At 72.0% G+C, this 25,683-nt stretch carries 22 protein-coding genes and 1 pseudogene; 7 read left to right on the top strand and 16 right to left on the bottom strand.

What is annotated here, in order from left to right; all coding sequences use genetic code 11:
* Positions 1–2 precede the first annotated feature (2 nt).
* Together AB0M93_RS01960 and AB0M93_RS01955 are read right to left on the bottom strand one after the other, a co-directional pair.
* Complete coding sequence (locus AB0M93_RS01960) at positions 3–908, bottom strand: alpha/beta hydrolase (protein ID WP_364267220.1); 906 nt, start codon at positions 906–908, stop codon at positions 3–5.
* Positions 909–2,111 carry an MFS transporter gene (locus tag AB0M93_RS01955; RefSeq protein WP_364267217.1) on the bottom strand — a complete coding sequence of 401 codons (1,203 nt, stop codon included), beginning with the start codon at positions 2,109–2,111 and terminating at the stop codon, positions 909–911.
* A gap of 69 nt (positions 2,112–2,180) precedes the next feature.
* Here AB0M93_RS01955 and AB0M93_RS01950 point away from each other — a divergent pair, with 69 nt between their 5' ends.
* Entirely contained in the window at positions 2,181–2,534 is a 354-nt protein-coding gene (locus AB0M93_RS01950) for a helix-turn-helix transcriptional regulator (protein ID WP_364267214.1), read from the top strand.
* A gap of 21 nt (positions 2,535–2,555) precedes the next feature.
* Here the strand turns inward: AB0M93_RS01950 and AB0M93_RS01945 are convergent, their stop codons facing one another.
* Together AB0M93_RS01945 and AB0M93_RS01940 are read right to left on the bottom strand one after the other, a co-directional pair.
* Positions 2,556–3,497 (bottom strand): RNA polymerase subunit sigma-70, encoded by a 942-nt coding sequence (locus tag AB0M93_RS01945; protein ID WP_364267211.1) that lies wholly within the window; start codon positions 3,495–3,497, stop codon positions 2,556–2,558.
* Positions 3,498–3,502: 5 nt separating this feature from the next.
* Positions 3,503–4,063 (bottom strand): dihydrofolate reductase family protein, encoded by a 561-nt coding sequence (locus AB0M93_RS01940; RefSeq protein WP_364267208.1) that lies wholly within the window; start codon positions 4,061–4,063, stop codon positions 3,503–3,505.
* Positions 4,064–4,144: 81 nt separating this feature from the next.
* Here AB0M93_RS01940 and AB0M93_RS01935 point away from each other — a divergent pair, with 81 nt between their 5' ends.
* Positions 4,145–5,089, top strand: a complete 945-nt coding sequence (locus AB0M93_RS01935; RefSeq protein ID WP_364267205.1) for a TIGR03560 family F420-dependent LLM class oxidoreductase — start codon at positions 4,145–4,147, stop codon at positions 5,087–5,089.
* 85 nt (positions 5,090–5,174) lie between these two features.
* On the opposite strand, the gene AB0M93_RS01930 is transcribed toward AB0M93_RS01935, so the two are convergent.
* Positions 5,175–6,293, bottom strand: coding sequence for a hypothetical protein (locus tag AB0M93_RS01930; protein ID WP_364267202.1), 1,119 nt, complete (start codon positions 6,291–6,293; stop codon positions 5,175–5,177).
* Positions 6,294–6,411: 118 nt separating this feature from the next.
* Between AB0M93_RS01930 and AB0M93_RS01925 the strand changes: the two genes are divergently transcribed.
* Positions 6,412–6,897 (top strand): GNAT family N-acetyltransferase, encoded by a 486-nt coding sequence (locus AB0M93_RS01925; RefSeq protein WP_364267199.1) that lies wholly within the window; start codon positions 6,412–6,414, stop codon positions 6,895–6,897.
* Between the two features lie 25 nt (positions 6,898–6,922).
* Here AB0M93_RS01925 and AB0M93_RS01920 read toward each other — a convergent pair whose 3' ends face one another.
* Together AB0M93_RS01920 and AB0M93_RS01915 are read right to left on the bottom strand one after the other, a co-directional pair.
* Positions 6,923–8,101 (bottom strand): lipase family protein, encoded by a 1,179-nt coding sequence (locus AB0M93_RS01920; protein WP_364267196.1) that lies wholly within the window; start codon positions 8,099–8,101, stop codon positions 6,923–6,925.
* Positions 8,102–8,131: 30 nt separating this feature from the next.
* On the bottom strand, positions 8,132–9,694 hold the full coding sequence (locus AB0M93_RS01915; RefSeq protein WP_364267193.1) for a GMC oxidoreductase: 1,563 nt from the start codon (positions 9,692–9,694) through the stop codon (positions 8,132–8,134).
* A gap of 107 nt (positions 9,695–9,801) precedes the next feature.
* On the opposite strand from AB0M93_RS01915, the gene AB0M93_RS01910 reads away from it, so the two are divergent.
* The 3 genes from AB0M93_RS01910 (at position 9,802) to AB0M93_RS01900 (ending at position 13,684) form a co-directional block, all read left to right on the top strand.
* Positions 9,802–10,365, top strand: a complete 564-nt coding sequence (locus tag AB0M93_RS01910) for a helix-turn-helix domain-containing protein (protein WP_364267190.1) — start codon at positions 9,802–9,804, stop codon at positions 10,363–10,365.
* Positions 10,366–10,541: 176 nt separating this feature from the next.
* On the top strand, positions 10,542–12,143 hold the full coding sequence (locus AB0M93_RS01905) for a GMC family oxidoreductase N-terminal domain-containing protein (RefSeq protein ID WP_364267187.1): 1,602 nt from the start codon (positions 10,542–10,544) through the stop codon (positions 12,141–12,143).
* Positions 12,140–13,684, top strand: a complete 1,545-nt coding sequence (locus AB0M93_RS01900; protein ID WP_364267184.1) for a GMC family oxidoreductase — start codon at positions 12,140–12,142, stop codon at positions 13,682–13,684. The genes AB0M93_RS01905 and AB0M93_RS01900 overlap by 4 nt, the downstream gene beginning before the upstream one ends.
* Positions 13,685–13,738: 54 nt before the next feature.
* Here AB0M93_RS01900 and AB0M93_RS01895 read toward each other — a convergent pair whose 3' ends face one another.
* From AB0M93_RS01895 to AB0M93_RS01865, 7 genes are all read right to left on the bottom strand, one after another.
* Positions 13,739–14,629, bottom strand: coding sequence for an LLM class flavin-dependent oxidoreductase (locus AB0M93_RS01895; protein WP_364267181.1), 891 nt, complete (start codon positions 14,627–14,629; stop codon positions 13,739–13,741).
* An 8-nt stretch (positions 14,630–14,637) separates the two neighbouring features.
* The gene (locus AB0M93_RS01890) at positions 14,638–16,425 is read right to left on the bottom strand and encodes a thiamine pyrophosphate-binding protein (protein WP_364267178.1); all 1,788 of its coding nucleotides are present in this window, start codon (positions 16,423–16,425) and stop codon (positions 14,638–14,640) included.
* A gap of 25 nt (positions 16,426–16,450) precedes the next feature.
* Complete coding sequence (locus AB0M93_RS01885) at positions 16,451–17,119, bottom strand: ThuA domain-containing protein (protein WP_364267175.1); 669 nt, start codon at positions 17,117–17,119, stop codon at positions 16,451–16,453.
* The gene (locus AB0M93_RS01880) at positions 17,116–18,687 is read right to left on the bottom strand and encodes an amino acid permease (protein ID WP_364267172.1); all 1,572 of its coding nucleotides are present in this window, start codon (positions 18,685–18,687) and stop codon (positions 17,116–17,118) included. Before AB0M93_RS01880 ends, AB0M93_RS01885 begins: the two co-directional genes overlap by 4 nt.
* Before the next feature lie 48 nt (positions 18,688–18,735).
* Positions 18,736–20,061, bottom strand: a complete 1,326-nt coding sequence (hisD, locus tag AB0M93_RS01875) for a histidinol dehydrogenase (protein ID WP_364267169.1) — start codon at positions 20,059–20,061, stop codon at positions 18,736–18,738.
* Between the two features lie 126 nt (positions 20,062–20,187).
* Positions 20,188–21,774, bottom strand: a complete 1,587-nt coding sequence (locus AB0M93_RS01870) for a PucR family transcriptional regulator (protein ID WP_364267166.1) — start codon at positions 21,772–21,774, stop codon at positions 20,188–20,190.
* Positions 21,759–22,784 (bottom strand): glycoside hydrolase family 3 N-terminal domain-containing protein, encoded by a 1,026-nt coding sequence (locus tag AB0M93_RS01865; RefSeq protein WP_364267163.1) that lies wholly within the window; start codon positions 22,782–22,784, stop codon positions 21,759–21,761. Before AB0M93_RS01865 ends, AB0M93_RS01870 begins: the two co-directional genes overlap by 16 nt.
* 126 nt (positions 22,785–22,910) lie before the next feature.
* On the opposite strand from AB0M93_RS01865, the gene AB0M93_RS01860 reads away from it, so the two are divergent.
* On the top strand, positions 22,911–23,951 hold the full coding sequence (locus tag AB0M93_RS01860) for a LacI family DNA-binding transcriptional regulator (protein WP_364267160.1): 1,041 nt from the start codon (positions 22,911–22,913) through the stop codon (positions 23,949–23,951).
* 240 nt (positions 23,952–24,191) lie between these two features.
* Here the strand turns inward: AB0M93_RS01860 and AB0M93_RS01855 are convergent.
* Both AB0M93_RS01855 and AB0M93_RS01850 read right to left on the bottom strand, forming a co-directional pair.
* Positions 24,192–24,433 (bottom strand): annotated as a pseudogene (locus AB0M93_RS01855) (cytochrome ubiquinol oxidase subunit I); the annotation flags it as partial.
* 157 nt (positions 24,434–24,590) lie between these two features.
* On the bottom strand, positions 24,591–25,655 hold the full coding sequence (locus AB0M93_RS01850) for a YafY family protein (RefSeq protein ID WP_364267157.1): 1,065 nt from the start codon (positions 25,653–25,655) through the stop codon (positions 24,591–24,593).
* Between the last annotated feature and the right edge of the window lie 28 nt (positions 25,656–25,683).

Here is a 25,683-nt window from a genome sequence, read left to right as displayed (position 1 = left end):
GGTCAACGGCGTGCCGGTTGCCGCTGCGATGCGACTTGCAGGGCGAAGGCGAGCTGCTGGGTCTGGAATGCGGCGCCGACCCGGTGGTAGTCGATCGCGTGCCCGGCCGAAGGGAACAACGCCGCGTCGACCGAGGGGGACGAGGTCAGGGCGGCGGCGAACTCGGCGATCTGCTCGTCGTCGACGATCCACAGCTTGTCGAACTCGCCCACCCGCAGGTGGACCGGTACCGAAATCTTCGGCGCCAGGTCGTGGAAGAGGCTGTGCCAGCCGCCGGAGCTCTCGACCAGTTCGGCCTTGAGCACCGGCTCGTTGGCGAAGTAGGCGGCTTCCGGCATGTCGTCGCGCCGGGTCCAGTCCGGGCCGAACATCCGTTTCGCCTTCTCCTCGTCCGGCGACCGCAGCGTCGAGTCCGGGATCGACGCCCAGATGGCGGCGAAGTGCTCGGGTTCGCGCAGCAAACAGCCCGACACCGCGACACCGAGCAGCGGCCACTGGGGCGCGTGTGCGGCGATCGCCAGCGAGATCGGCACCCCGATGGAGTGCCCGATGAGCACGACACCCGCGGCGTCGGCTCCGTGCGCCCGCCACAACTCCCCGATCAGGTGCGCCAGCGCCGCCGCGTTCGCCAGGAAGACCGAACCGCCGGCCGGTACCGGGCTGCTGCCGCCGTACCCGGGCCGGTCGATCGCGATGGTCGGTACCCCCGACGCCGCCGCCCGGTCCAGCAGTGAGTAGCCGGGAACGTCGAAGTAGGCCGAGGAGTACCCGCCGCCGTGCACCGCGATGACCAACGGGGTGTCCTCGTTGCCCTCGGCGGTTCGCCGCCGGCCGGTGAACGTCATTCCCTGGGCGGGGCCGGCCGACGTCACCTCGTGGGTGAACCGGACTGTGCCAGTCGAGGACATCTAGATCGTCTCCTTTTCGATTTCGTGATGAAGGTCAGCGCGAGCCTCCCTGCGTTCCGGCGCGGTGGCCCACAGGAACGCCAGCGCGACGAGGGCCATGCCGGCGGCGACGAGGGGCACGAAGCCGACTCCGGCCCAGGTGATGACCCCACCGCCGAGCGCCGCCCCACCCCCGCTGCCGACGTAGATCATCGAGCCGTTCAGCCCGAGGGCCACGGTCGCCGCCGCGCCGCTGGCCGCGAACACCCGCGTCTGCTGCGGCGTCACCTGGAAGGAACCGACCAGGCCGAGCACGGCGAGTGCGGCTATCGCCGGGACGAGATCCAGCCGCACGATCCAGAGCGCGACGAGCGCCAGCGCGCTGACCGTCAGGCCGACCGTGATCACCCGGAGCCCGCCCCAGCGATCGGCGAGCCGCCCCACCAGGCGGTTCCCGGCGAAGAAGGCGGCGCCGAACCCGACCAGCGCGACGACCGCCGAGGTGGCCGTCTGGCCTTGCGCGCCGATGATGGGGGCGACGTAGCTGATGACGGCGTACAGCGGCACGAGCTGGAGTGCGGTGCCCAGGAGCAGCAGGAGCACACTGGGCGTGCCGAGGATGCGGACCCGCTCGCGCAGGGACGCGACGGGCAGCCGGACGCCGGGCAGCGTCAGGCAGAGCGCCGCGGCCGCCACCGCCCCGCCGGTGATCAACCACAGCGCCGCGCGCCAGCCGAGGTGCTGCCCGACCAGCGCGCCGATCGGCACCCCGATGACCGTGGCCAGGCTGGATCCGGCGCCGACCACCGCCAGCGAGCGCGCCCGCCGCTCCGGCGCCGAAAGGAACGCGACGACCGCGTAGGCGTTCGCCTGGAACCCGGCCGCTCCCAGTGCCGCCAGGATCCTCCCGGCCAAGACCACCCCGTATGTCGGGCCGAGCGCCTGGCCGACCATGCCGAGCAGGAAGACCACCATGCCGCCGCCGAGCACGATGCGCCGGTCGAACCGGCCGGTGGCGGTCGCGATCAGCGGCGAGCCGATCGCGTAGGTGAGCGCGAACGTCGTGGTCAGCTGTCCGGCTTGGGCGAGACTGACGTGCAGGTCCTGGGCGACCGCCGGGAGCAGCCCCGCCAGCACGAAGCTGTCGACCCCGAGCACGAACGTGCCGACGGCGAGCACCACCAGCCGGGACGAGGAGAGAGACTTCGATGGAGATCGAATCATGGCGGCAACGGTAGACTAGACTTCGACGAGCGTCAAAGTCTGCTGCCCGTTCCGTGCGAAGGAGTCTCGATGTCGCGAAAGCTGCCGGAGCCGTCGGTCGACGAACTGGACCTGACGGCGATCCTCGGTGCGCTGGTCGACCCGGCTCGCCGGACGATCATGACGGTCATGTACCGGGGCACGGAACCGTTCGACTGCAGCGCGAGCACGTGGTGCGCGAACCTCGGGTTGACCCCGCCGACTGTCTCGCACCACTTCCGCACGCTGCGCGAAGCCGGCCTGACCCGCACCGTCGTCGACGGCCGGACGCGCACCGTGCGTGTCCGCAAGGAAGACGTGGAGAAACGCTTCCCCGGTCTTCTCGATGCGTTGCTGACCCACGAGCACGACATGGATGCGATCGACCGGATGGCCAGGCCGTGACGGCACAGCGACGCGCCGTGGTCACCGCATCCGGCCCGGATCGTCGGGGAAGCCTGCCACGGCGACCAGTTCCGGGTCGAGGAAGGTCGTGATCGACGTCAGGTGCGTGGCGTCGGTGGTCAGCACGGCCAGCCCGAAGGGCCGGAACGGCGTGCCGGTCCGCTCGCGGTAGTAGGCCACGGCGGCCGGCTGGTCGTTCGCGACGGTCGGGAACATCCGGTAGAGCCCAGGTGCGGTCAGCACGTGCTCGGCCAGGAACGGGACGCACGAGCGCTTCCCGGCCAAGGACAGCCCGGAGGGGATCACCTCGAGGGTCGCGTCGTCGCTCAGCAGCCGGGTCAGCATCGCGATGTCGGCGGTTTCGAAGGCGGCGATGTAGGAGTTCAGGACCTCGCGTGCCGCGGGCGAGTCCGGCTCGGCGACGTCCTCGGGCGTCGGCGTCGACTCGTCGAGCCGGGCTCGTGCGCGTTGGAGGGCGCTCTTGACCGCCGGCACGCTCGTGCCCAGCACCTCGGCGATCTCGGTGGCCGGCATGGCCAGCACCTCGCGCAGCAGGAACGCCGCGCGTTGCCGCGCCGGCAGGTGCTGAGCGCTGGCGACCAGGGCGAGGCGCAGCATCCTGCGTTGTTCGGCCACCTGCGCCGGGTCGCCGAGCCACGGGGTGAGCCACAGGACTTCGGCCGCGGGCAACGGAACGTCCGGGTCGTCGCCCGGGGCGCCGAGTCCGGCGGGCAGGACGCGGCGGGCCCGTCCCTGCAACGCCGTGAGACACACGTTCGTGGCGATCCGGTACAGCCAGGTGCGCACCGACGAGCGTGCTTCGAAGGAGGCGCGGCTGCGCCAGGCCCGCAGGTAGGTCTCCTGCACCAGGTCTTCGGCCTCGTGCGCCGAACCGGTCATGCGGTAGCACAGAGCCGCCAGTTCCGGCCGGTAGTCCTCGAGGCCGGCCCAGATGTCGGGCATGCCGGTCATCCTCGTCGCGGCCGGTAGCGCAGGGACGCCAGACCCGGGTCGGCGCCCGGCCCCGCGTCGAGCAGTTCCCAGGTGCTCGACGCGCCGCCGGGGCCGGAAAGGAAGTCGCCGTCGGAGACGATCACGGGCACGACGGTTACCACGAGCTCGTCGACCAGCCCGGCCTCGGTGAGCGTCCGCCCGAACCGGCCGTGCCCGTAGACGATGAGGTCATCACCCGGCTCCCGCTTCATCTGCGCGACGGTACCGGCGACGTCGGTGCCGAGCACGGTGGTGTTGGACCAGCTCGGATCGCGCAGCGTCGAGGAGAACACGTACTTCGGCATGGCGTTGAGGTGGGCGGCGTAGTCACCGGGGGTGTCCGGCCACTGCCGGGAGAAGATGTCGTAGGTCCGCCGGCCCATCAGCATCGCCGAGCTCCCCTGCAGCGTCCTCAGCGACGCTGCCGCGCTGCCCGGGCCGAAGTAGGGACCGGCCCAGGCCACCGGTTCGCTGATCACGCCGTTGAGCGACACCAGGGTGCTGAGCACCAGCCGCCGCGAAGAGTGCATCGTCATGGGAGGTCAGACCGGGCCCGGTCCGGAAAGGAATCGGTCCGGCCCCGATTCCTTCGCCGGCCGCCGCCGGTCAGACCGGCCATGAAACTCAGCTACTACCTGCCGACCGGCACGACCCACGAGTTCGCCGGCTACACCGACCCGATCGCCGCGTTCGCCAAGCTCCTGGACCTGGCCAAAGTCGCCGACGAGGCCGGGTTCACCACCATCTGGGCGCCCGACCACTTCATCCCCTTCGGCCCGGCCGGGTCGTACGTGTTCGAGGCCTGGACCACCCTGGCCGCGCTGGCCCGCGAAGTCGGCACCGCCCGGCTCGGGCAGCTGGTCACCGGCAACGGCTACCGCAACCCCGCGCTGCTGGCCAAGATGGCCTCCAACCTCGGCGTCGTCTCCGGCGGCCGGCTGACCTTCGGGATCGGCGCCGGCTGGTACGAAGACGAATACAAGGCGTTCGGCTACGACTTCCCCGGCCCCGGCGAACGCCTGCGGCGGCTGGAAGAGGCGCTGCAGATCATCCAGGCCCTGTGGACCGGGAACCCGGCCACCTTCGACGGCCGGTACTTCCGCACCGACGGCGCGGTCAGCCGGCCGACCGGGGTCCAGGTGCCGCACCCGCCGGTGATGATCGCCGGCGGCGGCGAAAAGGTGACGCTGCGGCTGGTCGCGATGTACGGCGACCTCTGCAACGTGCAGGAGCCGCCCGACGAGGTGCACCGCAAGTACGAGATCCTCGCCCGTCACTGCGAGACGGCCGGGCGTGACTTCTCGGAGATCACCAAGACCTCCACGAGTTACTGCATCATCGCCGACACCGACGAGGAAGCCCGGGCCGCGGTTCCGCCCTGGGCGCCGCTGGTGTTCCCGGGCGTGCTGGCCGACTACGGCCTGATCGGCACCATCGACACGATACGCAAGCGCCTGGACGGCTACCGCGCCGCCGGCGTGGACGAGCTGATCGTCGGGTTCGGCAATGCGCTCGACACCGACACGCTGCGGACCTTCGCGAACGAGTTCATCACCACCTGATCGCGGTTTCACGGCACAGGCCGGGCCCCGGCGCGAACAACGTCATCGCGCCGGGGCCCGGACTTTTCTCGTACGCGTGCGGCCGCTAGGTGGTCGAGACGGGCAGCAGTTCGTAGCCGACGGTCGACAGCGAGCCGTCCGGCTGGGTGAGCACGGCGGTGCCGACGATGTCTCCGGCGTCGTTGATGCCGGTGGCGCCCGCCAGCCGCACGTTCGGGGTCGGTGCGATCAGCGCGTTGAGCTCGGTCGCGTGGCCGTTGCGGTAGACGAAGCCGTTGCCGAGGCCCGACACGTCGGGGAAGACGGAGTCGTCGCCGACGATCACGCCGCCGGTGTTGATCGCGGTGGCGTGCGCTGTCCCCGGGTTGGCGCCACGCGGCACGTTCAGGTCGATCGCCTTGCCACCGCTGAACATCACCGCGTGGGAGTCGAGCAGCGAGCTGCCCGCGGGCGACGCCGAACCCACGGCCTGGCCGGCGGTGTTGATGGCCAGCGCCTCGCTCCAGGCGCCACCGCCGAGCTGGCCGAGGGTGCTGATCTTCCCGTTGACCCACTCCACGGCCGCCTGGTTGCCGCCGGGCAGGGTGCCGCCGGCGACCGCGGCCCGGCCGACGACCACTCCGTTGCCGTTTTCGCCGAGTGCCTCGGTGTCGGTGGAGGCACCGAGCGGCGGCAGGTTGGTCACCGTGGTGCCGTTGCGCAGCCACGGCGTGATCGAGGTGCGGCCACCCTGCCAGCCCACGATCTGCTGGTTGTCGTTGATGCCGAAGGCATCCGCCGACCCGGTGGGATTCACGCCGAGATCCGATCCGGCGCCGCCGGGGCCCGGCCAGATCGCCGGCCGGGTGATCTCCCTCGCGGGAGACGCCAGGTTCTGCAGGTAGTTCCCCACGTTCACACCCTGGTCGTTGATGGACCGTGGCACGGCGTTCTGGTTGCCCGTGCCGGGGTCGGCCAGGAAAAGGGGCGTCGTCGTCCCGGCCTTGACGACGAAGCCCTCCTCCCGCCCGAAGCGCGCCGGGTCTTGCCCGACGCCGATGATGTCGCCGCGCGCGTTGATCCCCCGGTATTCCAAGGTGTGCGCGGAGCCGAGCACGAGTCTGTACTGCGGGGCGGTCGCGGCGGCCGCACCGGGCGCGGCCGCAACGACACCCGCGGTCACCGCGGCGGCGGCCAATACGGTCGCCGGTAAACGCTTACGCATCGAAATTCCTCCCTGGATATCGACGTCAGTGCGTCGACACGCAATACGCGCCGGGGTTACACCTCGCATGGTGTGAAAACCGGTATCCGATCGAGGTCGGTGCGGATGTACTGACGGTATGACCATCACACCTCGCACGCTGCGCGTCGCCCGTCCCGGCGATCTGGCCGCGGTGTTACCGCTGGCCGTCGAGTTCTACGCGGAGGAGGGTTTCGCCACGGGCGAGCAGGCGCTGCGGCACAACCTCGCGGCGCTGCTCGCCTCCCCCGCGGCGCGAGTCGCCGTGGTGCACTCGCCGGACCGGCTCCTCGGCTTCGCCGTCACCACCACCGGTTTCGGGCTGGAGAACGGCCTGATCGCCGAACTGGAGGACTTGTTCGTGCTCCCGGCAGCCCGCCGCCGTGGCGTGGCCGGCCGGCTCATCGGGGACAGCGTCGCCTGGGCACGCGGGCGAGGTTGCCGGCACCTGGAGCTCGTCATCGCGCCGAACGGCCGCGACGCCGGGCACCTGTTCGCCTACTACCTCGCCCGCGGTTTCCGGGACGACGGCCGCCACCTCCTCAGCCACCCGCTCCAGCCTCACCCAGCCGGTGATCGCGACTGACGCCGGCGGACCGGGCGGAGATCGGTCAGCAGTCGGAGCGGGCAGGCTTGCCCGCGAACCGGTCGGCCAGGTAGCGCACGACATCGCCCGCGGAGAACGCCAGCGTCGTCACGTGCTCGCCGACGTAGGTGCCCCACGTGACGTCGACCCCGGCCGCGCAGTACTCGCGCCGCAGGGTCTGCGCCTGTGACAGCGGGATGATTTCGTCGAGGCTGCCGTGGAAGAGGAAGATCGGTGCCTGCGGCGGACGGGCGCCCAGTTCGTTCTCGGCCAGCCGCGCCTGCCACTTCGCGGTGGTGAGCGGGTTCGACGTCGTGTAGTCGGCGATGTGCCCGAAGGCGTAGCCGAACACCGCGTCGACGCACGCGTCCTGCTGCGTCGCGTACAGCGTGCGGCCGCGGTCGTTGAGGTAGCCGGGCAGGTCCAGCTCGGGGTAGGCCGCGTCCAGGCCGAGTGCCGAGAGCAGCAGGAAGCCGAACCCGACGCCGCCGTCGAGGTTCTTGGCCACCACGTTCAGGTCCGCGGGTGTGCCGCCGGCCGTGATGCCGGCGACGTGCAGCTCCGGCGCGTACGACGGCGCCAGCTCGCCCGCCCAGGCCGCTCCCCCGCCGCCTTGGGAGTACCCGGAGAACGCGACCGGCCCACCGGCGGCCAGGCCGGCGGCCGGGAGCCGGGTGGCCGCGCGGACCGCGTCGATCACCGTGTGGCCCTCCGAGCGCCCGACGACGTAGGTGTGCCGGCCCGGCGTGCCGAGGCCCTCGTAGTCGGTGATCGCGACGGCCCAGCCGCGGCTCAGCATGGCGTCGACGAACAGCGGCTTCTCGTAGTCCGGCTGGAACTTCGACGGCGCGCAGCGGTCGCCGATGCCGCGGGTGCCGCTGGCCACCGAGACGATCGGCCGCGGGCCGGCGCCGGGCCACGGCGCTGCCGGCACCAAGACCCGGCCCGACACCGCGATCGGCGTGTCCGTCGCGGACCTCGACCGGTACAGCACGAGATAACCCTTGGCGCCGCCGGAGTCCGGGAGCGCCCGCCACCAGACGACGTCGCCGTCGGCGCCGTCCGGCAGCGGGCTCGGCGGCGCGTAGAAGGCGTCACCGTCCGGGCCGCGCGGCGGATCCGCGGTCGCGGCGCTCGCGGCCACTGTGGACAGCAGGGTGACGACGACGGCCAGCAAGACCGTCCAAACAGGACTTCGGCGCACGGGAACTCCTCGTTGAGTCCGACTCGGGTTTCAGAAGACGCGGTCGACGTCTCGGACGATCAGGTTGTCCAGCGCGCGCTCGGCGAGGGCGGCGATGGTCATCGACGGGTTGCAGGCTGCGGTCGTGCCGGGCATCAGGGCACCGTCGAGCACGTAGAGGCCGCGGTGGCCGAGCACGCGGCCGTCCAGGTCGCAGACCGAGCCCATCGCGGCACCGCCGAGCGGGTGCCAGGTGCTCGGCACGACGGCGGTGGTGTCGAGCAGCACCCCGAGCGGCCCGGCGATGCGGGAGATCCGCTCGTGGATGCGTGCGCTCAGCTTCGAGTCGGCACCGGACGGCCAGTGCAGGACGGCGTCGTCCTTCGCCGCGTCGTAGACGAACCGGCCGCGGCCTTCGCTGATGCCGTACCCGACGAGCATCGTGGTCCGCAGGTCCGGCAGCGGCGGCAGCGACGCCTGGATGACGGTGTTGGCCGTCGCGGGGTCGTCCCACTCCTTGCTGCCGTAGACGACCGGGCCGCCCTGGGGGGTGCCGAAGTCGTCGGCGAGGTTCGTCCACGTGTAGATGCGGTCGCCGTTGCTGCCCCAGCCGGCGCCGAGCCCGTCGGGCAGGTCGGGGATGTCGCCCCTGGCGCCCGCCCGCATCAGCAGCCGGGTCGTGTTCGCCGTGCCGGCCGCCATGACGAGCGCCTTCGCGGTCAGGACCTTTTTCTCCAGCACGGTCCCGCCGGTGTCGATGCGGTCGACGCGGATCTCCCACAGGCCGTCCGGCGCCAGCGCGACGCCGGTCACGTTGTGCAGGGGCGCGACAGTGCAGCGGCCGGTGGCCTCGGCGGCCGCCAGGTAGGTGACGTCGACCGAGTGCTTGCCGCCGTTGTTCACCCCGAGCCCGCAGTCGCCGTTGGTGTAGGACGGCTTCATCTCGCCGTCGAGCTCGCGCAGCGCGTAGTCCCAATCGATCGGCATCGGAATCTTCTCGACGGCGTAGCCGGCGTTGCGGGCGTTGCGCGCGAAGATCCGCGACGCCTTGTACGGCGTGCTCTCGACGAGGGCGTCCGGGGCCGTGGCGATGCCGAGCATCGCGGCGACGCGCGGGTAGTACTCGGCGTCCAGCCGGGCGTAGTCGAGCTGCTCGGGGAAGCAGGCGTGGAACAGCTCGGCCGTCGGCTGCAGCGTCATGCCCTGGTAGACCAGCGAGCCGCCGCCGACACCGGCCGCGCACATCATGCTCATCCCCTGGCCGGTGACCTGCTCCAGCAGCCCGGTGTAGCGCTCGAACGGCGGCAGCGACGGCAGGCCCGGCAACGCGGGCGCCGAGCCCAGCCAGAAGATCCGCTTGTCGGGCGCCGACGTCACGTGCGGGAACGTCTCGGCGTCCGGCCCCGTCGGCCAGCGCCGGCCGCGTTCGAGCACGAGCACCGGCACCCCGGCCTGCGCGAGCCGCAGCGCGGTGACCCCGCCGCCGAACCCGGACCCGATGATCACGACCCGGTGCTCCTCCCGGGTGACCGGCACCCGGCCCGCGCCGAGCGCGGCGACCCCGGCGACGGCGACGGCGCCCTGCAGGACGGAACGGCGGTTCAGGGTGCGCATGGGCGAGCTCCTCCGGCGATGATCGTGACCCTCGGTGACTGTAGGAACCCGAACCGAGAGATGGAACGGATTGCCCGTCTCACTACTCGCGAGTAGGGTCAGGCTTCATGCGCGCAGTGCGACCGTCCGCGGCCGTACCCCGGCGCGTCGACGCCCGGCGCAACCGCGAGGCGATCCTGCGCGCCGCCGACGAAGCGTTCAGCGAACACGCCGACGTCGCGCTAGACGAGGTGGCCCGCCGCACCGGCCTCGGCCGCGCAACCGTCTACCGCCACTTCCCCGACCGCACGGCGCTCGCCCTCGCCGTCGCCGCACACCACCTCGCCGCGCTCAAGCACCAGGTCCGCGGCCAGGAGCCGTTCCGCGAGCTGCTGCGATCGGTGCTCGCCATGCAGGCCCGGCGCCGCCCGCTCGTCCGGCTGTTCCGCGAGCTGCCGGAGCGCAGCCGGCGCCAACACGCCGACGCCTTGGTTTCGCTGCTGCGCCCGGCTCTGGAGGAGGCCCAGCGCAGGGGCACCGTGCGCTCGGACATCGAACCCGCGGACCTGACGCTGCTGTTCGAGATGCACGAGGCGGCGCTGGTGTCGGAACTGGCGGCGAGGGAGCCGACGGAACCGGCGGAGCGGCTGATGCGGGTGTTCCTCGACGGCCTCGCCGACCAGCGGAACTGAGCCGCGGACTTCCTCCGGCGCCGGCGTGCGCTGCTCCAACCGCCCTCGGTCGCGGTGCGTGCAGTGCCGGCCCCGTTCGTTGCTCACTTCGTGCATCCCGCCACCCGGGCCGGGCTGGCTAGCGTGGCCGGAATCCGCCCACCTTGACCACAGAGGACAGCCGCCCAGGAGGACACATGGCCCAGGAGCACTACGACTACGTCGTCGTGGGCGCCGGATCGGCGGGGTGCGCGCTCGCCGCCCGGCTGTCCGAAGACCCGGACGTCACCGTCGCGCTCGTCGAAGCCGGCCCGCCCGCCCGGGGCCGGCTCTTCGAGATCCCCGCCCTGTTCTCGCAGCAGCTCAAGACGGCCTACGACTGGGACTTCGAAACCGAACCCGAGCCGCACCTCGGCGGGCGGCGCGCCTACCTGCCGCGCGGCCGCGCGATCGGCGGCACCAGCTCGATGAACACGATGCTCTACGTCCGCGGCCACCGCCACGACTACGACACCTGGGCGGAGCTGGGCAACAAGAACTGGGGCTACGACAACGTCCTGCCGTTCTTCAAGCTTTCCGAAGACAACCAGCGCGGCGCCGACGACTTCCACGGCGTCGGCGGCCCGCTCACGGTGAGCGACCCGGTGTCCGTGCACCCCCTGCTGCGCGGCTGGGTCGAGGCGGCGCAGGACGCCGGGCACCGGCCGAACCCCGACTTCAACGGCGCCGAGCAGGACGGAGTCGGCCACTACCAGGTCACCCAGCGCCACGGCCTGCGGTGCAGCAGCGCGGTCGCGTTCCTCGGCCCGGCCGCCGGCCGGCCGAACCTGACCGTCCTGCCCTCGACGCTCGCCCTCCGGCTGCGCTTCGACGGCGACCGGGCCACCGGCCTGGAGGTCGACCACCTGGGCGACGTCCGCACGATCGGCGTCACCCGGGAGATCATCCTGTCGCTGGGCGCGTACAACTCGCCGCACCTGCTCCTGCAGTCCGGCGTCGGCCCGGCGGACGAGCTGACCGCCGCCGGCGTGACCCCGCTGCACGACCTGCCCGACGTCGGCCGGAACATGCAGGACCACGCGGGCTGCTTCCTCAGCTTCTTCAGCAGCACCCCGCCGATCGTCGGGCCCGACACCTCGGCCGAGGAAAACCGGCTGCGCGACAACGGAACCGGGCCGATGGCCTGGACCGAGGTCGGCGGGTTCCTCCGGTCGTCCGACGATGTCCCGGCGCCTGACATCCAGGTGCACGCCGCCCTGGGCATCGTCCGCGACCAGGGGCTGGCCGCACCGCTCGAGCCCGGGATGTCGTTCGGCCCGTACGTCGCCCGGCCCGCGAGCCGGGGCAGTGTCCGGCTGCGGCATTCGCACCCGTACGCCAAACCGCGGATCGTCCACAACTACCTCGACGACGCCGACGACCGCGCCCGGCTGCGCGAAGGCGTCCGGATGTGCATGCAGATCGCCCGGCAAGGGCGGCTCACCTCGCTGCTCGACGGCGACCTGCGGACCGCGGCCGACGCCGGGCTCGCCCCGCGGTCCGATGTGGACGAAGACATCGACGACTACATCCGCACCCAGTCGTTCTCGTTCTACCACCCGTCCGGCACCTGCATGATGGGCAAGGTCGTCGACGCCGAACTGCGCGTGCACGGCCTGGCCAACGTCCGGGTCGCGGACACCTCGATCATGCCGGCGCTCGTCACCGGCAACACCAACGCCCCGGCCATCATGATCGGCGAACGCGCCGCCGCGTTCATCCGGGGCACCGCACCCGACCAGGAAGACCGCGCCTCATGACCGACCCGTCCGTCGTCACCCCCGACGCCACCGGCGAAATCGACACCGACGTCCTCATCATCGGCTCGGGCATGGGCGGCGGCACCCTCGCCTGGGCCCTGCGCGACTCCGGCGCGCGCGTGCTGATCGCCGAGCGCGGGGACTTCCTCCCCCGCGAGCCGGAGAACTCCCAGCCCGAGCAGATGTACCTCAAGGGCCGCTACAAGAACGCCGGGCGCTGGTTCGACGGCCGCACGGGCGAGCCGTTCGCCCCGGGCGTCTACTACTGGGTGGGCGGGAACACGAAGTTCTACGGTGCCTCGCTCCCCCGGTTCCGGCGCAGCGACTTCGCCGAGGTCGAGCACCAGGAAGGGCGCTCGCGCGCGTGGCCGTTCTCCTACGACGACCTGGAACCCGGCTACAGCCGGGCGGAACGGCTGTTCGACGTCCACGGCCAGGTCGGCGAAGACCCGACCGAACCCCCGCACTCGGCGCCGTACCCCTTCCCGCCGCTCGAGCACGAGCCTGCGATCCAGCGGTTCGCGGACTCGCTGACCGCCCAGGGCCTGCACCCGTTCCACACCCCGAACGCGCTCCACGTCGAAACCCAGGCGGACCGCGCCGCCGTCAGCACCGCGGACGGCTGCCCGGACGGCACCGGCCGCAAGGCCGACGCCGAGAACCGGGTCGTGCGGCCCGCGCTGGCGGCCGGGGTGAAGATCATGGTGCGCACCGAGGTCACCCGGCTGGTGACGTCCGAGGACGGACGCCGGATCGTGGCGGCCGAAGCGCTCCGTGACGGCCGCGAGGTCCGGATCACCGCGAAGCGGGTGGCGCTGGCGGCGGGCGCGGTGAACTCCGCGGCCCTGCTGTTGCGTTCGGCGACGCCGCAACACCCGGAGGGGCTCGGCAACTCCTCGGGCCTGCTGGGCCGCAACTACATGGTTCACAACAGCACGTTCTTCGTCGGGGTGAACCCGCTGCGCACCAACCCGACGCAGTGGCAGAAGACGCTCGGGGTCAACGACTTCTACGAGGCGGGTCCGGGCACGCCGTTTCCGCTGGGCAACCTGCAGATGCTCGGCAAGCTCCGCGCCCCGATGCTCAAGCCCGCGCGGGCGTGGGCGCCGATGTGGGCGCTGGACTTCATGTCCGCGCGCAGCCTGGACATCTACCTGACGACCGAGGACCTGCCGTCCCGGGACAACCGGGTGCGCGTCGACGGCGAGCGGATCCTGATCGACTGGACGCCCACCAACGTCGCGCCGCACCGGGAGCTGGTCCGCCGGGTGACGAAGCTGGTCCGCAAGGCCGGCTACCCGCTGATCTTCACCCAGCGCATGGGCATCGAGACGAACTCGCACATGTGCGGCACGGCGGTGGCGGGCCACGACCCGGCCGACAGCGTGCTCGACGCATCCTGCCGCAGTTACGACGTCGAGAACCTGTGGCTGGCGGACGCGTCGTTCTTCCCGTCGTCGGCGGCGCTCAACCCGGCGTTGACGATCGCGGCCAACGCCCTGCGCATCGCGCCGTCGGTCGTCGCCGGGCTGACTGCCTGACGAACACGAAAGGGCCGCCCCTCCCGGGTTCGGGAGGGGCGGCCTTTTCGCGGTTCAGCGCCGGATCGACGGCAGGAGCGTGTCGCGCAGGGCATCGATCTGGTCCCGCTCTTCGCCCGGAAGCGGCGCGAAGACGACGACATCCGCTCCTGCCTCCTCCAGGATCTCGAGCTGCCGCACGCAGTCGGCGAGGTCGCCCGAGACCGTCACCTCGCTCAATGCTTCCTCGGCACCGCGAGCGGTCCCCAGCTGGAACCGCATGAACTCCTGCCCGAGTGCCCGCTCGACGACGGGCCCGAGGGCGGCCCGGGCGGCGTCGCGATTGGGCCGGAGGCACAGCCAGGCGAACACCGTGATCCGCCGGCCGGGACCGACCGCGTCCCGCACCGAGCGGACGTAGGCCGGACCGGAACCCTCGGCCAGGATGACGCCGTCGGCCGCCCGGGCCGCGAGCGCCACCCCCTTCGGGCCCCGCACGCCGAGGTGCAGCGTGGGCGGGAGCCGCGGCGGATGGGTCAACGCGACCTCGTCGAGGCGGACGTGGCCGCCGTGCAGCGTCACCGTCTCCCCGGCCAGCAGGCGCCGGACGGCGTCCGTCACCTCCTCGAGCGCGGTCATCAGGCTCGCCGGGTGGGCGCCGACCTGCCGGAGCCAGCCGGGCATGCCGTGCCCGATCCCGGCCCGGAACCGGCCCGGGTGCATCCGGGCCAGTGCGGCGATCTCCATCGCCAGGTAGGCCGGGTTGCGCACGGCCGCCGGGCTGATGCCGAGCCCGACCCGCACCGCCGAGGTGTCCGCGAGGAGCGTGGCCGCCTGGGCGAACCCGCCGGCCAGCCCCAGGTCCTCCACGACCCACAGCTCGTCGAGGCCGGAGCCGTCGATCGGCCGGGCCAGCCCGCGCACGTCCTCGGCGGGCAAGCCGTCCAGCTTGATTCCGTAGTCCACAATCGTCCTCAGAGGTGTTGTTCGGTGGCGCGGGTGCGCCGGTACTCGTCCTGGCGTTCGTCGGTGACGTAGGCCGGCACCGGGAAGTCCCACCAGCCCGGCACCCACGGCCCGGCCACGTCGCGGTCCGTCGGGACCTCGACCAGCGCGGGAGCCCCGGACTGGACGGCCTTGCGCAGCGTCGGCTCCAGCGAATCCGCGTCGGAGACCTTCCACGACTCGATGCCGAACGACGCGCCGAGCGCGGCGAAGTCGGGGCTGTACGGGGTGCCGTCGGGGCGGGAGAACTCCGTGCCGATGTGGCGGGACGTCTGCTTGCGCTGGCCGCCGCGGATCGACATGTAGCCCGCGTTGTTCTGCACCACGAACACCACCGGCGCGCCCGTGGTCACGCTGAGCGCGATCTCCTGCGCCGTCATGAGGAAGTCGCCGTCGCCGACGACGCACACCACCGGGCGGTCCGGCTGCCCCAGCTTGGCGCCGATCGCCGCCGGGATCGCCCAGCCCATCGACGAAAACCCGCCGGACGTCAGGTGCGTGCGGGGGCCGTAGACCGGGAACGTCTGCTTGACGGCGCCCTGGGTGTTGCCCGAGCCCGCGACGATGATCGCGTCGCGCGGCAGCACCGAGCGCAGCGCGCCCAGCGGCCGCTGGGACGTGAACGGGAAGCGGTCGCTGTCGCGGCGGCCCGCGAGCTTCTCCTCCCAGTCCGCCTTGAGCGAGGCCAGCTCGGCGAGGTACTCCGGCCGGTCGGCGGCCGTGGTGGGCAGGGACGCCGCGATCGCGCCGACCGCGCGCTGCGCGTCGGCGACGATCCCGACCTCGGCGGGGTAGTTCTTGCCGATCTCGTGCGGGTCGATGTCGATGTGGATCAGCTTCGCGGGCGGGATCGAGAAGCTGACCCCCTTGGCGTAGCTGGACGCCGACCAGTCGGTGAACCGGCAGCCGACCGACACGACGACGTCGGCCGAGCTCGCGATCGCGTTGCCGGTCATCGTGCCGGTCTGCCCGACGCTCCCGGCGAACAGCTCGTGGTCCTCGGGGAAGGCGCCCTTGCCGTTCCAGGTCGTCACGACCGGGATCTTCCAGTGCTCGGCGAGCGCGACCACGTCGTCGGACGCGCCGGAGGTGATCGCGCCGCCGCCGGCGACGAGCACCGGCCGGCGGGCCGCGCGCAGCACCTCCACGGCACGCTCGACCGCCTCGGGGTCCGGGTGCTGGCGGCCGACCGGCAGCCGGCGGGCGAGGTCGTGCAGGTCGACGTCGGCCGCCTCGGCCTGCACGTCCATCGGCACTTCGAGGTGGACCGGGCCGGGACGGCCGGTCAGCATCGAGTTGAAGCACCGGTGCATCACGAACGGCAGCTCCTCGACCCGGGTGACGACCCAGTGCCGCTTGCTGACCGCTTCGGCCACCTTCGGGAAGTCGTTGGCCGTGTAGCGGTCCAGCTCCTGCAGCAGCCCGTGCCCGCGCATGTGGGTCGGCGGGCCGCCGGTGATGACCAGCACGCTGGTCGAGTCCGTGAACGCCGTGCCCATCCCGATCACGGTGTTGCTCGCCCCGGCCCCGATCGAGGTGATCGCGGCGATCGGCCGGCCGGTGGCGCGGTAGAAGCCGTCGGCGAGGTGGACGGCGCTCTGCTCGTGGAACGTCTGGATGAACGGGATGTCGGATTCGGCGTCGAGGAAGGCGTCGGTCAGGGACCAGATGCCGTGGCCGGGGATGCCGGCCACGTAGTCGACGCCGTAGTTGCGCAGGGTGCGCGCGACGATCTGGCCGCCGGTGAGGACAGGCATGGTTTTCTCCGCTCTCGCGTGGTGGCTACTTCGCGTCCCGGGCGGCCCAGGCGAAGCCCTGGGTGCACAGCCGGGTGACGTCCGGGTTCCGCAGGTCGTCGAGGTCGTGGCCGACGGCGCTGTAGAACACCCGGCCCCGCCCCCACGTCTTCGTCCACGCCTGCGGGACCCGGTACCCGTCGATCCAGGGCACGTGCTCGCCGGTGAAGGTGGTCTCGGCCAGCACGTGGTTGTTCGGGTCGACGGACATGTAGTACTGCTCGGAGGCGACGCGGAAGTCGCCGACGCCTCGGGTGATCTCGTGCGACTTGTCCACTATGGACACTTCGTACGGGTGCTTGACGCCCTCCCCCGCCGGGTGTTCGAGGAAGCTGCCGCCGAGCAGCCAGTGGTACTTGATGCTCGTGCGGAACGCGGCGGCCGCGCCGTGCCACGCGGCGATCCCGGTGCCGGCCGCGACCGCGCCGAGCAGGCTGTCCTCCTGGGCCGCCGACAGCCCTTCCGACAGCAGGGCGTTGTTCCAGTTGAGCGCGATCAGGTCGTAGCCGGTGAGGTCGGCGTCGAGGGCGAAGACGTCGTTGGTCTCCTCGACGTCGAACCCGAGCTCGGCGAACAGCGGCCGGGCCCATTCCTCGGCGACCTGGTACGGCTGGTGGCCGGGCCAGCCGCCGTAGAGGTAGAGCACGCGTGTCATGAGCCGATTCCTTCCTTCGCGGTGGCCCGGGCCCGCAAGAGGGCGGCGACTTCGAGCGCGTCGCCTTCGGGCGCGGTGGACTGGCGTTCCGGCTTGGCCGCCAAGAGGTAGACCAGCCCGACCGCGGACACGACGAGGAACCCGATCAGGGCGATCCACCGGTCGACGAACGGGGTGTCGGCGTCCCCGGTGGGCGCGGCGAGCAGCACCATCGCGAGCACGCCGTAGACCAGCGCGGCGACGTTGACGACCAGCCCGTAGCGGCCCAGCGACCAGGCACCGGCCGGGCGCCAGCCGCGCAAGCGCATGCGCAACGCGGCCAGCACGACCAGCTGGAAGGCCGCGTACCCGGCGAGCACCTGGAACGCGGCGATCCGCACCAGCGAGTCCGGCGAGAAGTAGACGAACACGAAGATCAGCACCGGCACGACGTTCACCGCGAGCAGCGCGTTGACCGGCACCCGGTGCCGCCGCGAGACCTGGGAAAACACGCGTGAGCCGGGGAACATGTCGTCGCGGGCGAAGGAGAAGACGATCCGGCTCGCCGCGGCCTGCTGGCTCAGCACCCCGGCGATGAACGACGTCAGGGTGACCACCAGGACGAGCTTCGTGCCCACGGTGCCGATCGAGTTCTGCAGGATGGCCGGGATCGGGTTGGTGTCCGCACCGGACACGATCGCGGTCAGGTCGGGCGCGGCGAGCGCGTACCCCGCGAAGGCCAGGATCGCGGCGAGCCCGCCTACGACGACCGTCAGCTGCATGGCCCGCGGGATGCTGCGCGCGGGGTTCGGGACCTCTTCGGCGACCTCGCCGCACGCCTCGAACCCGTAGTAGAGGAAGAGGCCGACGAGCGAGGCGGCCATGAAGGCCCCGAAGTAGCCGCCGGCGCCGCCGGTGCCCATCCCGTCGAAGAAGACGGACACCGGGTTGTGTCGCTGGAACACCAGCAGGTAGAGGCCGACCAGGACGATGCCGATGAGCTCGGCGGCCAGGCCGATCTTGGAGATCAGCGCCAGCACCCGGGTGCCGAAGGCGTTGCACACCAGGCACACCGCGGTCACGGCGAGCGCGATCACCAGCCGCTGCCCGGGTGACGAGCTGACGCCCGGCTGGGCCGCGGTGCCCCCGAAGAGGCTGGCCACGAAGTCCGAGCTGAACAGCGCGGTGCTCGTGATGCCGATGGTGATGCAGCTGATGTAGGTCCAGGCGGTGAACCAGGCGTACCGGCCGTTCCACAGCCGGCGCGACCACTGGTAGAGCCCGCCGGCCAGCGGGAACTGCGAGACGACCTCGCCGAAGACCAAGGCGACCAGCAGCTGGCCGACGCCGATGACCACGATCCAGAAGATCGACGGCGGCCCGGCGGTCGAGAGACCGATCGCGAACAGGGACACCACGCCGACGAGCGGCGAAAGGTAGACGAAGCCGAGGGCGAAGTTGCCCCACAGGCTGACTTTGCGGTCGAAGCGCTGTTCGTAACCCAGCGCGGCCAGCAGTTCCGCGTCCTCCGCCGACGACGCGGGCGCGGCCGTGGCGGGTGGGCGGACTGCTTTTTCCGGTGCTGCCATGACGACCTCCGTCGGTCGAGGCGGGAAGGGGGAGTTCCGGGGCGCCGGTCAGGCGCGGCCGAAGGGGTGGTCGGTCCAGCCGAGCCGGGCCGTGCCGAAGCGGGCGGTGCGGACGTCGCCCGAGCGGGCGTGTCCTTCGAAGTTCTCCAGGCGCGACGCGCGGCCGCAGATCTCGCCCAGCTCCGCGCTGGAGCGGGCGTCCTGGATCTCCTGGTAGGTAACGGTTTTGAGGTACTTGCCGACCCAGAGCCCGCCGGTGTAGCGGGCCGCGCCCAGAGTGGGCAGGACGTGGTTGGTCCCGATCACCTTGTCCCCGTAGGCGACGCAGGTCTTGTCGCCGAGGAAGAGCGCGCCGTAGTTGCGCATGCGGTCCAGCGCGAGCCGTGGCCGGTCGGTGAGAATCTGGACGTGCTCGCTCGCGTAGCCGTCGGCGAGCTCGTACGCCGCGGTGAGGTCCGGGACGACGACGACCTCGCCGTGGTCGCGCCAGGCCCGCCCGGCCACCTCGCCGGTCGGCAGGCCGGGCAGCAGTTCCTCGACGTGCTCGATGGTGCGCCGGGCCACCTCCGCCGACGTCGTGATCAGCACCGCCGGGGAGTCCGGACCGTGCTCGGCCTGCGAGAGCAGGTCGGTCGCCACGGTGAACGGGTCGGCGGTGTCGTCGGCGACGATGAGGACCTCGGTGGGGCCGGCGAACAGGTCGATGCCGACCTCGCCGAAGAGCTGCCGCTTGGCCTCGGCGACGTAGGCGTTGCCCGGTCCGGCGAGCATTTCGACCGCGGCGACCGTCTCGGTGCCCAAGGCCAGCGCGGCGACGGCCTGGACGCCACCCAGCACGTAGATCTCATCGGCGCCGGCGAGGTGCATGGCCGCGACGCTGATCGGCGGCGGCCCACCACGATCCGGCGGGGTGGTGGCGGCGACCCGCTCGACGCCGGCGACCTTGGCGGTCACCACGGTCATGTGCGCCGACGCGGTCAGCGGGTACCGTCCACCCGGGACGTACGCGCCGACGGCGCTGATCGGAATGTTGCGCTGTCCCAAGTAGACACCGGGCAGCGTCTCGACCTCGAAGTCGGTGAGCGAGTCCCGCTGGGCCTGGGCGAACCCGCGCACCTGGCGCTGCACGAACCGCAGGTCGTCCAGCACGGTTTCCGGTACCGAAGCCAGGACGGCGGCGATCTCGTCCGGCCCGAGCCGGTAGGAGTCCGGGCTCCACGAGTCGAACTTCTCCGACCAGCGCCGGACCGCGACGTCGCCGTTGGCCCGGACGTCCGCGATGATCTCGGCGACCGTATCGGCGACTTCCTGGCGCCCGGCGCGCGGTGCCGCGGCCACCACGGGCTTCTTCACGATCATGGACGATGTGGACACTCCGCACTCCTTGCCGTTACGCGAATCCCGGTGGGCTTGACCGTGAATTCTGGGGAAGGCGTGACCCCCGCGACAGACACAAGCCGTGCCACCCCGGGGTCCGGAGTTGCACACACTGGACCGGGATCAGCGGCGGTGCGCCCGCCGGTCGAGCAGGTCGTGCCCGCGGACGGCGAGCTGCAGCCGTTGCTGGACTTCGACGTCCGCGAGGTCGAAGCCGAGGACGGCGGTGAGCCGGTCGAGCCGGTGGTAGAGCGTCCGCCGCTGCACGAACAGCTCTTCCGCGGCACGTGCTTTGTTTCCCCCGCACCGGAGGAAGACGCGCAGCGTGGGCAGCAACGGGTTCGAGGCGGTCGCGTCGTGCTCCAGCAGCGGGCCCAGCTCGTCCTCGACGTACCGCGACAGCTCCGGACCTTCCGCAAGCGCCACCAGCAGCCGCAGGGCCCCGAGTTCGTCGAACCGCAGGAGCTGCCCGGACGGTCCGTCGGCCGCCGCCGCGGCGCTGCGGCTCTGGCGGATCGCCGAGGCCAGCGCGGCGGGGGCGACGATCCGGCTGACCCCGCCGCACAAGCCGTGCTTCGCCAGCCGCGCAAGCAGGTCGGCGTCCCCCGCGCCGGGCGGCAGCCCGACCACCGCGAGGTCGAGATCACCGAGGTCGCCGACGACCGCGGGGTGACCGGCTTCGCGCAGGACGAGCGCGAGGTCGGCGTCGCCCGCGCGCCGGGTGACCACGGCGATCAGGTCGCGGTGGCGCAGGTCCTGGCCCAGCGCCAGCGCCCGGTCGAGGAACTTCTCCCCCGGGATGTCGCCGAGCTGGAGCCGGTTGAGCAGCGCGCCCTGCCGCTGGGCCGCGCGGGCACCGCTCTCCCGTTCGCTCAGCAGGGTGATCGCGACCGCCGCCGCGGCGCGTTCGAGCGTCCCCAGTTCGACCGGGCTGGGCGGGACGGGACCGTGCAGCAGGTGCAGCCAGCCCCACGACTCCCCGCGCAGCACGACCGGGCGCCGGGCGCAGGCCGCGACGTCGCGGAACGACCCGGCCCGGGCCGTCGGAGCCGCGCGCCCCTCGCGCAGGACCGGTTGGTGCCGCTCGTGGATCGCCCGCGAATGGACGCCCCAATCGGCGACGACGTCGTCCGCTTCGGCGGTGGCGCCGGCGTAGGCGAGCATCCGGTGGGTGATGTCTTCGAGCACGACCGGGTGGCCGGTGCGGCGCGCGACCTCCTTGACCATCCCGACGTAGTCTTCCCCGGCCAGCAGCAGGTCCATGAACGCCTGGCCCGTCGCCTCCTCGGCGATCAGGCGGCTCACCCGCAGTTCCACCAGGACTTCGTGGACCTGCGCCGAGGCTTCGGCGAACGGGATCTCGTCGCGCAGCCCGACGAGCGGCAGCCCCACCGCCCGCGCCTCGTCGACGACCGCCGCCGGCATCGCCGAGAACATCCGCCCGGCCAGCTCGACGACGAGGACGGCCGCGCGCGCGTCGGCGATCCGCCGGACGAACGCCCGCTGGAGCTCGGCCGTCGCGCCCATGCCGAGCCCGGCCGTCAGCAGCATCTCCTGGCCGGAGAGGAAGCGGTGGATGTCCGGGATCTCGCCGGTGTGGACCCAGCGGACGGGCTGGTCCAGCCGGTCCTCGCCGGCGAGGACCGCCACCTCGGTCCGGCGGAAGACCTCGAGGCCGAGCGCCTCCCGGACGGTCAGGACATCGCCCATCCCGCACTTCCCCGCGCGAAGGTTTCCGCCGTCTTCCGGACCCGCGCCGCGGCCTCGGTCAGCCGGGCCGCGAACGGGTCGTCGGTGCTCGCCCGGGCGGCGATGCGGGCGGCGAGCCCGGCGAGTTCCGGGCCGCCGGGCAGCAGGAGCAGGTCCGCGCCCGCGTCGAGGGCCGCCATGACGGTCTCGAGCAGGGACCGCCCCCTGGTCGTGGCGGGTGCGTCGAGGTCGTCGCTGACGACGAGGCCGTCGAAGCCGAGTTCGCGCCGCAGCAGCCCGACCGTCGCCGCCGACGTCGAGGCGGGTTCGGCCGGGTCGATCGCGGGCACGACCACCGGTCCGGTCATGACGGCACGCACGCCGGCCGCCACCACCCGCCGGAAGGGGTGCAGGTTCGCCGGGACGGACGCGGCCAGCGTCGTGTCGTGCAGCGCGGGATCGAGGGCGAGTTCCGGGTGGCCGGGGAAGTGCTTCGCGACCGCGAGCACCCCGGCGCCCTGGACACCGGTCACGAACGCGGCCGCGATGCGCCCGACCTCGGCGTGGCCGAAGGGCAGTGTCCGGCCGGTCAGCCACGGGTTCTCGCCGGAGAGGACGTCGAGCACGGGCGCGAGGAACACGGTGACGCCCAGCGCGCGGGCGGCGCTCGCGACGGCGGCCGCGGCCACGGCGATCTCCTCGTCGGGCAGCCCGCTCAGGACGTCGGCGGCCGGGAAGGCGGGTACCAGGTCGTGCAGCCGCGCGATGCCCCACGGCTCCTGGTCGACGGCGAACAGGAGCGGCTCCGCGGCGGCGTCGGCCAGTTCGGCGGTGAAAGCCCCGAAGTCCGCGGCCGATTCGGCGGCCCGGCGCTCGGGAGTCATCGCGCGGGCGACGTACTCGGCCCGGGTCTCCCCGATCAGAACCGCTCGCGTACCCCGTCCGACCAGGTCACGAAGCCACGGCTCGGCCGTCAGCTCCCCGGCGACGGGCAGCAGGACGGCATGCGCGGCACGCTCGAATTCGGTCACGTTCGACCTCTTCCCGGCTCCGGTGAGTAGTTGGTGATACGATTAACTTGACACAGAGGGTACGCATCGAGGCAGCCCTGTCAAGCCGTCGCGTTCCTGCGAGAGCGGATCGAGGAGACTTCGCCGATGGTTACGATGAAGGACGTCGCCCAGGCCGCGGGGGTGTCGCAGGCCGCGGTGTCCTACGCCTACAACCGGCCGGAGAAGCTCTCGGCGGGGCAGCGCCAGGCCATCATGGAAACCGCCGCGCGGCTCGGGTACGCCGGCCCCAACGCCGTCGGCGCCAGCCTCCGCTCCGGCCGCAGCGGGGCGATCGGCGTGATGCTGATGGACACCCTCCAATACGCGTTCACCGACCCGTCCACCCGCTGTCTGCTGGAGGGCATCGTGCGGACGCGGCGCTTCGACGACCTGGCCCTCACCCTGCTGCCGCTCCCCCGCGGCGGCGAGCAGGCCGCGCTGCGCGGGCTGGTGGACGGCGTGATCGTGCACAGCCTGCCCGACGACCACCCGGCGCTGCTGACCCTGCGGTCGCGCGGCATCCCGATCGTCGTCGTCGACGCTCCCCGGCTGCCCGGCGTCCCGCTCGTCGGCATCCCCGACCGGGCGGCCGCCCGGGAGCAGGTCGAGCACCTGCTGGGCCTGGGCCACCGCCGGCTCGGGATCATCGCCGAACGCCTGGTCCCGGACGGCTTCCGCGGACCGGTCGACGCGGGCCGGCGCGCGAGGTGCGCCGAACGCGTCGTGCGCGAGCGGATCACCGGCTACCAGGAGGCGTGCGAAGCCGCGGGCCTGGACTTCGACCGCGTTCCGTTGGTGGAAGCGGGCGGGTTCGACCTCGCCGCGGGCGTCCCGGCGGCGCTCGGCCTCCTGTCGGACAACGACGTGACCGCGGTCGTGGCCACTTCGGACACGATGGCGATCGCGGTGCTGGAAGCGGCTCGGCAGCTGGACTTGCGCGTACCGGAAGACCTGTCGGTCGTCGGGTTCGACGACGCTCCCGAAGCCGAACCCCACGGCCTGACCACCATCCGCCAGCCCATGGTCCACAAGGGACAGCTGGCGGCCGAGCTCCTCTTCGCCCTGCTGCGCGGCGATCCGCGGCCGGACGACGTCGACCTGCCCACCGAACTGGTGCGCCGCCGCACTTCGGGCCCATGCAGATGACGGGCGGCGAACGCCGTCAGGTCATCCTCCACCGGCTGCACATCGTCGCTGCCACCCGCTCGGCCTGGGTGACGCACGCGGCCAAGCCGACACCGTGGTAAGCCGCTCCGGTCACCCGGATCCGCGGCAAGGCGCGCATCCCGGCCTCGATCCGGTCGAGCCGGTTCTGGTGGCCGACGGTGTACTGGGGCCCACCGACCGCGACCCCGACGATCCAGAGGTTGGGCCCGACCCCGGGCGAGTGAACAGCTGGTTGTACTGCTCCTGCGAGAGGAACTGCAGGCCCGGCCGCGCCAGCTCGGAGCGGATCAGCATCGCCATCGCGCCGCCGGTGAGGAAGAACGCGAACGTCGTGACCAGGTACATCACGCCGATCTGCTGGTGATCGGTCGTGCGCAGCAGCTGCAGCAGCCACGCACCCTTCACGCGTTCGCGTCCCCCTGCGGTCGGATGGCAATCGGGCCGGGTCTCGTGGCCGTCACGGGCGCTCCTGTCTGTCCGTTCGTCACACGCGACAGTCGACCGCGGCGCCCACCCCGCCTCGGCTCGTCTCGAATCGTCGACCCGGTAATCGATCTTTGCTGTCGGTAGGCGAGGCTGGTCGCGCAGGCCGACTGAGGGAGGTGGCTTCAAGTGCCATCACGAGGTGATGGGATCGACCGGCGCAGCCCCGTCGTCGTCGGCCGCGCCGGCCGCGGTGATCAGCCGTTGCCCCAGGGTGGACACCACATCACGCAGCTCCTGCGGGTACTCGATGACAAAGGGGCTGTCGAGCATGGCCAGGGTGCCGGCGACCCATTCGAGACGTTCGGCCCGCAGGAATACCCGGACCCAGCCGGCGGTCTCGTCAGTACCGGGATTTGCCGGAGTCACCGACGCCAGCGTTTCCGGTATCAGAGAACGCACATGCGCGATGTCCGCGCGGATGCGGAAGGACACGTCGTGCAGTTGCGGTGACGGTGCCAGCGGGCCGATGACCTGCTGCACCGGGTCGGCGTCGGCCGGCACGGTGAACGTGCCCTCGAGCAGACGGACGCCGGCGATCCGGTCAAGGCGAAACGTCCGCATCGCCTGCCGCGTCACGTCGAATCCGGTCAGGTAGAGCCGTCCGTGGTGGGCGACGACGCCATGGGGCTGCACGAATCGCTGTGCCGCCTGGCCGTGCCGGGCCGTGTACCCGAAAGCCACCGGTCGCCGCTCCCGTGCCGCCTCCGCAAGCGGCAGCAGCACGGCGGCCACGCTGTCACTGGCAGTCTCCTCATCGTGGTCACCTTTCCCGGAGCTGGTGAAGTCCACGGTTTCGACGACGGCGCCAATGCGATGTCCAAGCGGTGCGGGCAGTACTCGGCGCACCTTGGCGGCCGCGCTGTCGACCGCCAGCGCAGACGCCGGCCCCGGCCCCGACTGCCCCCGTTCGGTGAGCAGTAGCGCCCACACCACGGCCAGTGCTTCCTCATCGGTCAGCATGAGCGGGGGCATGCGGTAGTGACGAGCCAGCCGGTAGCCGCCGTACCGGCCGCGCGTCCCCTCAACCGGGATGTCCAGATCGCGTAGATGCTCGATGTAGCGGCGGACGGTGCGCTCGTCGACAGCGAGCTGCTCGGCCAGCTCGGCGACGCTGTGCGTGCCGCCGGCTTGCAGCAGCTCCAGCACGGCCAGCACCCGGGCGGTCGGTCGGGCCACATCGTCGAACTTACCCCACATTCCGGGCGGATATTGCCCGGAATGGGTT

The organism is Amycolatopsis sp. NPDC051102 (assembly GCF_040682815.1).
In the GTDB taxonomy this organism is placed as follows: Bacteria; Actinomycetota; Actinomycetes; order Mycobacteriales; family Pseudonocardiaceae; genus Amycolatopsis.
This window is presented reverse-complemented; position numbering and strand designations above follow the sequence as displayed.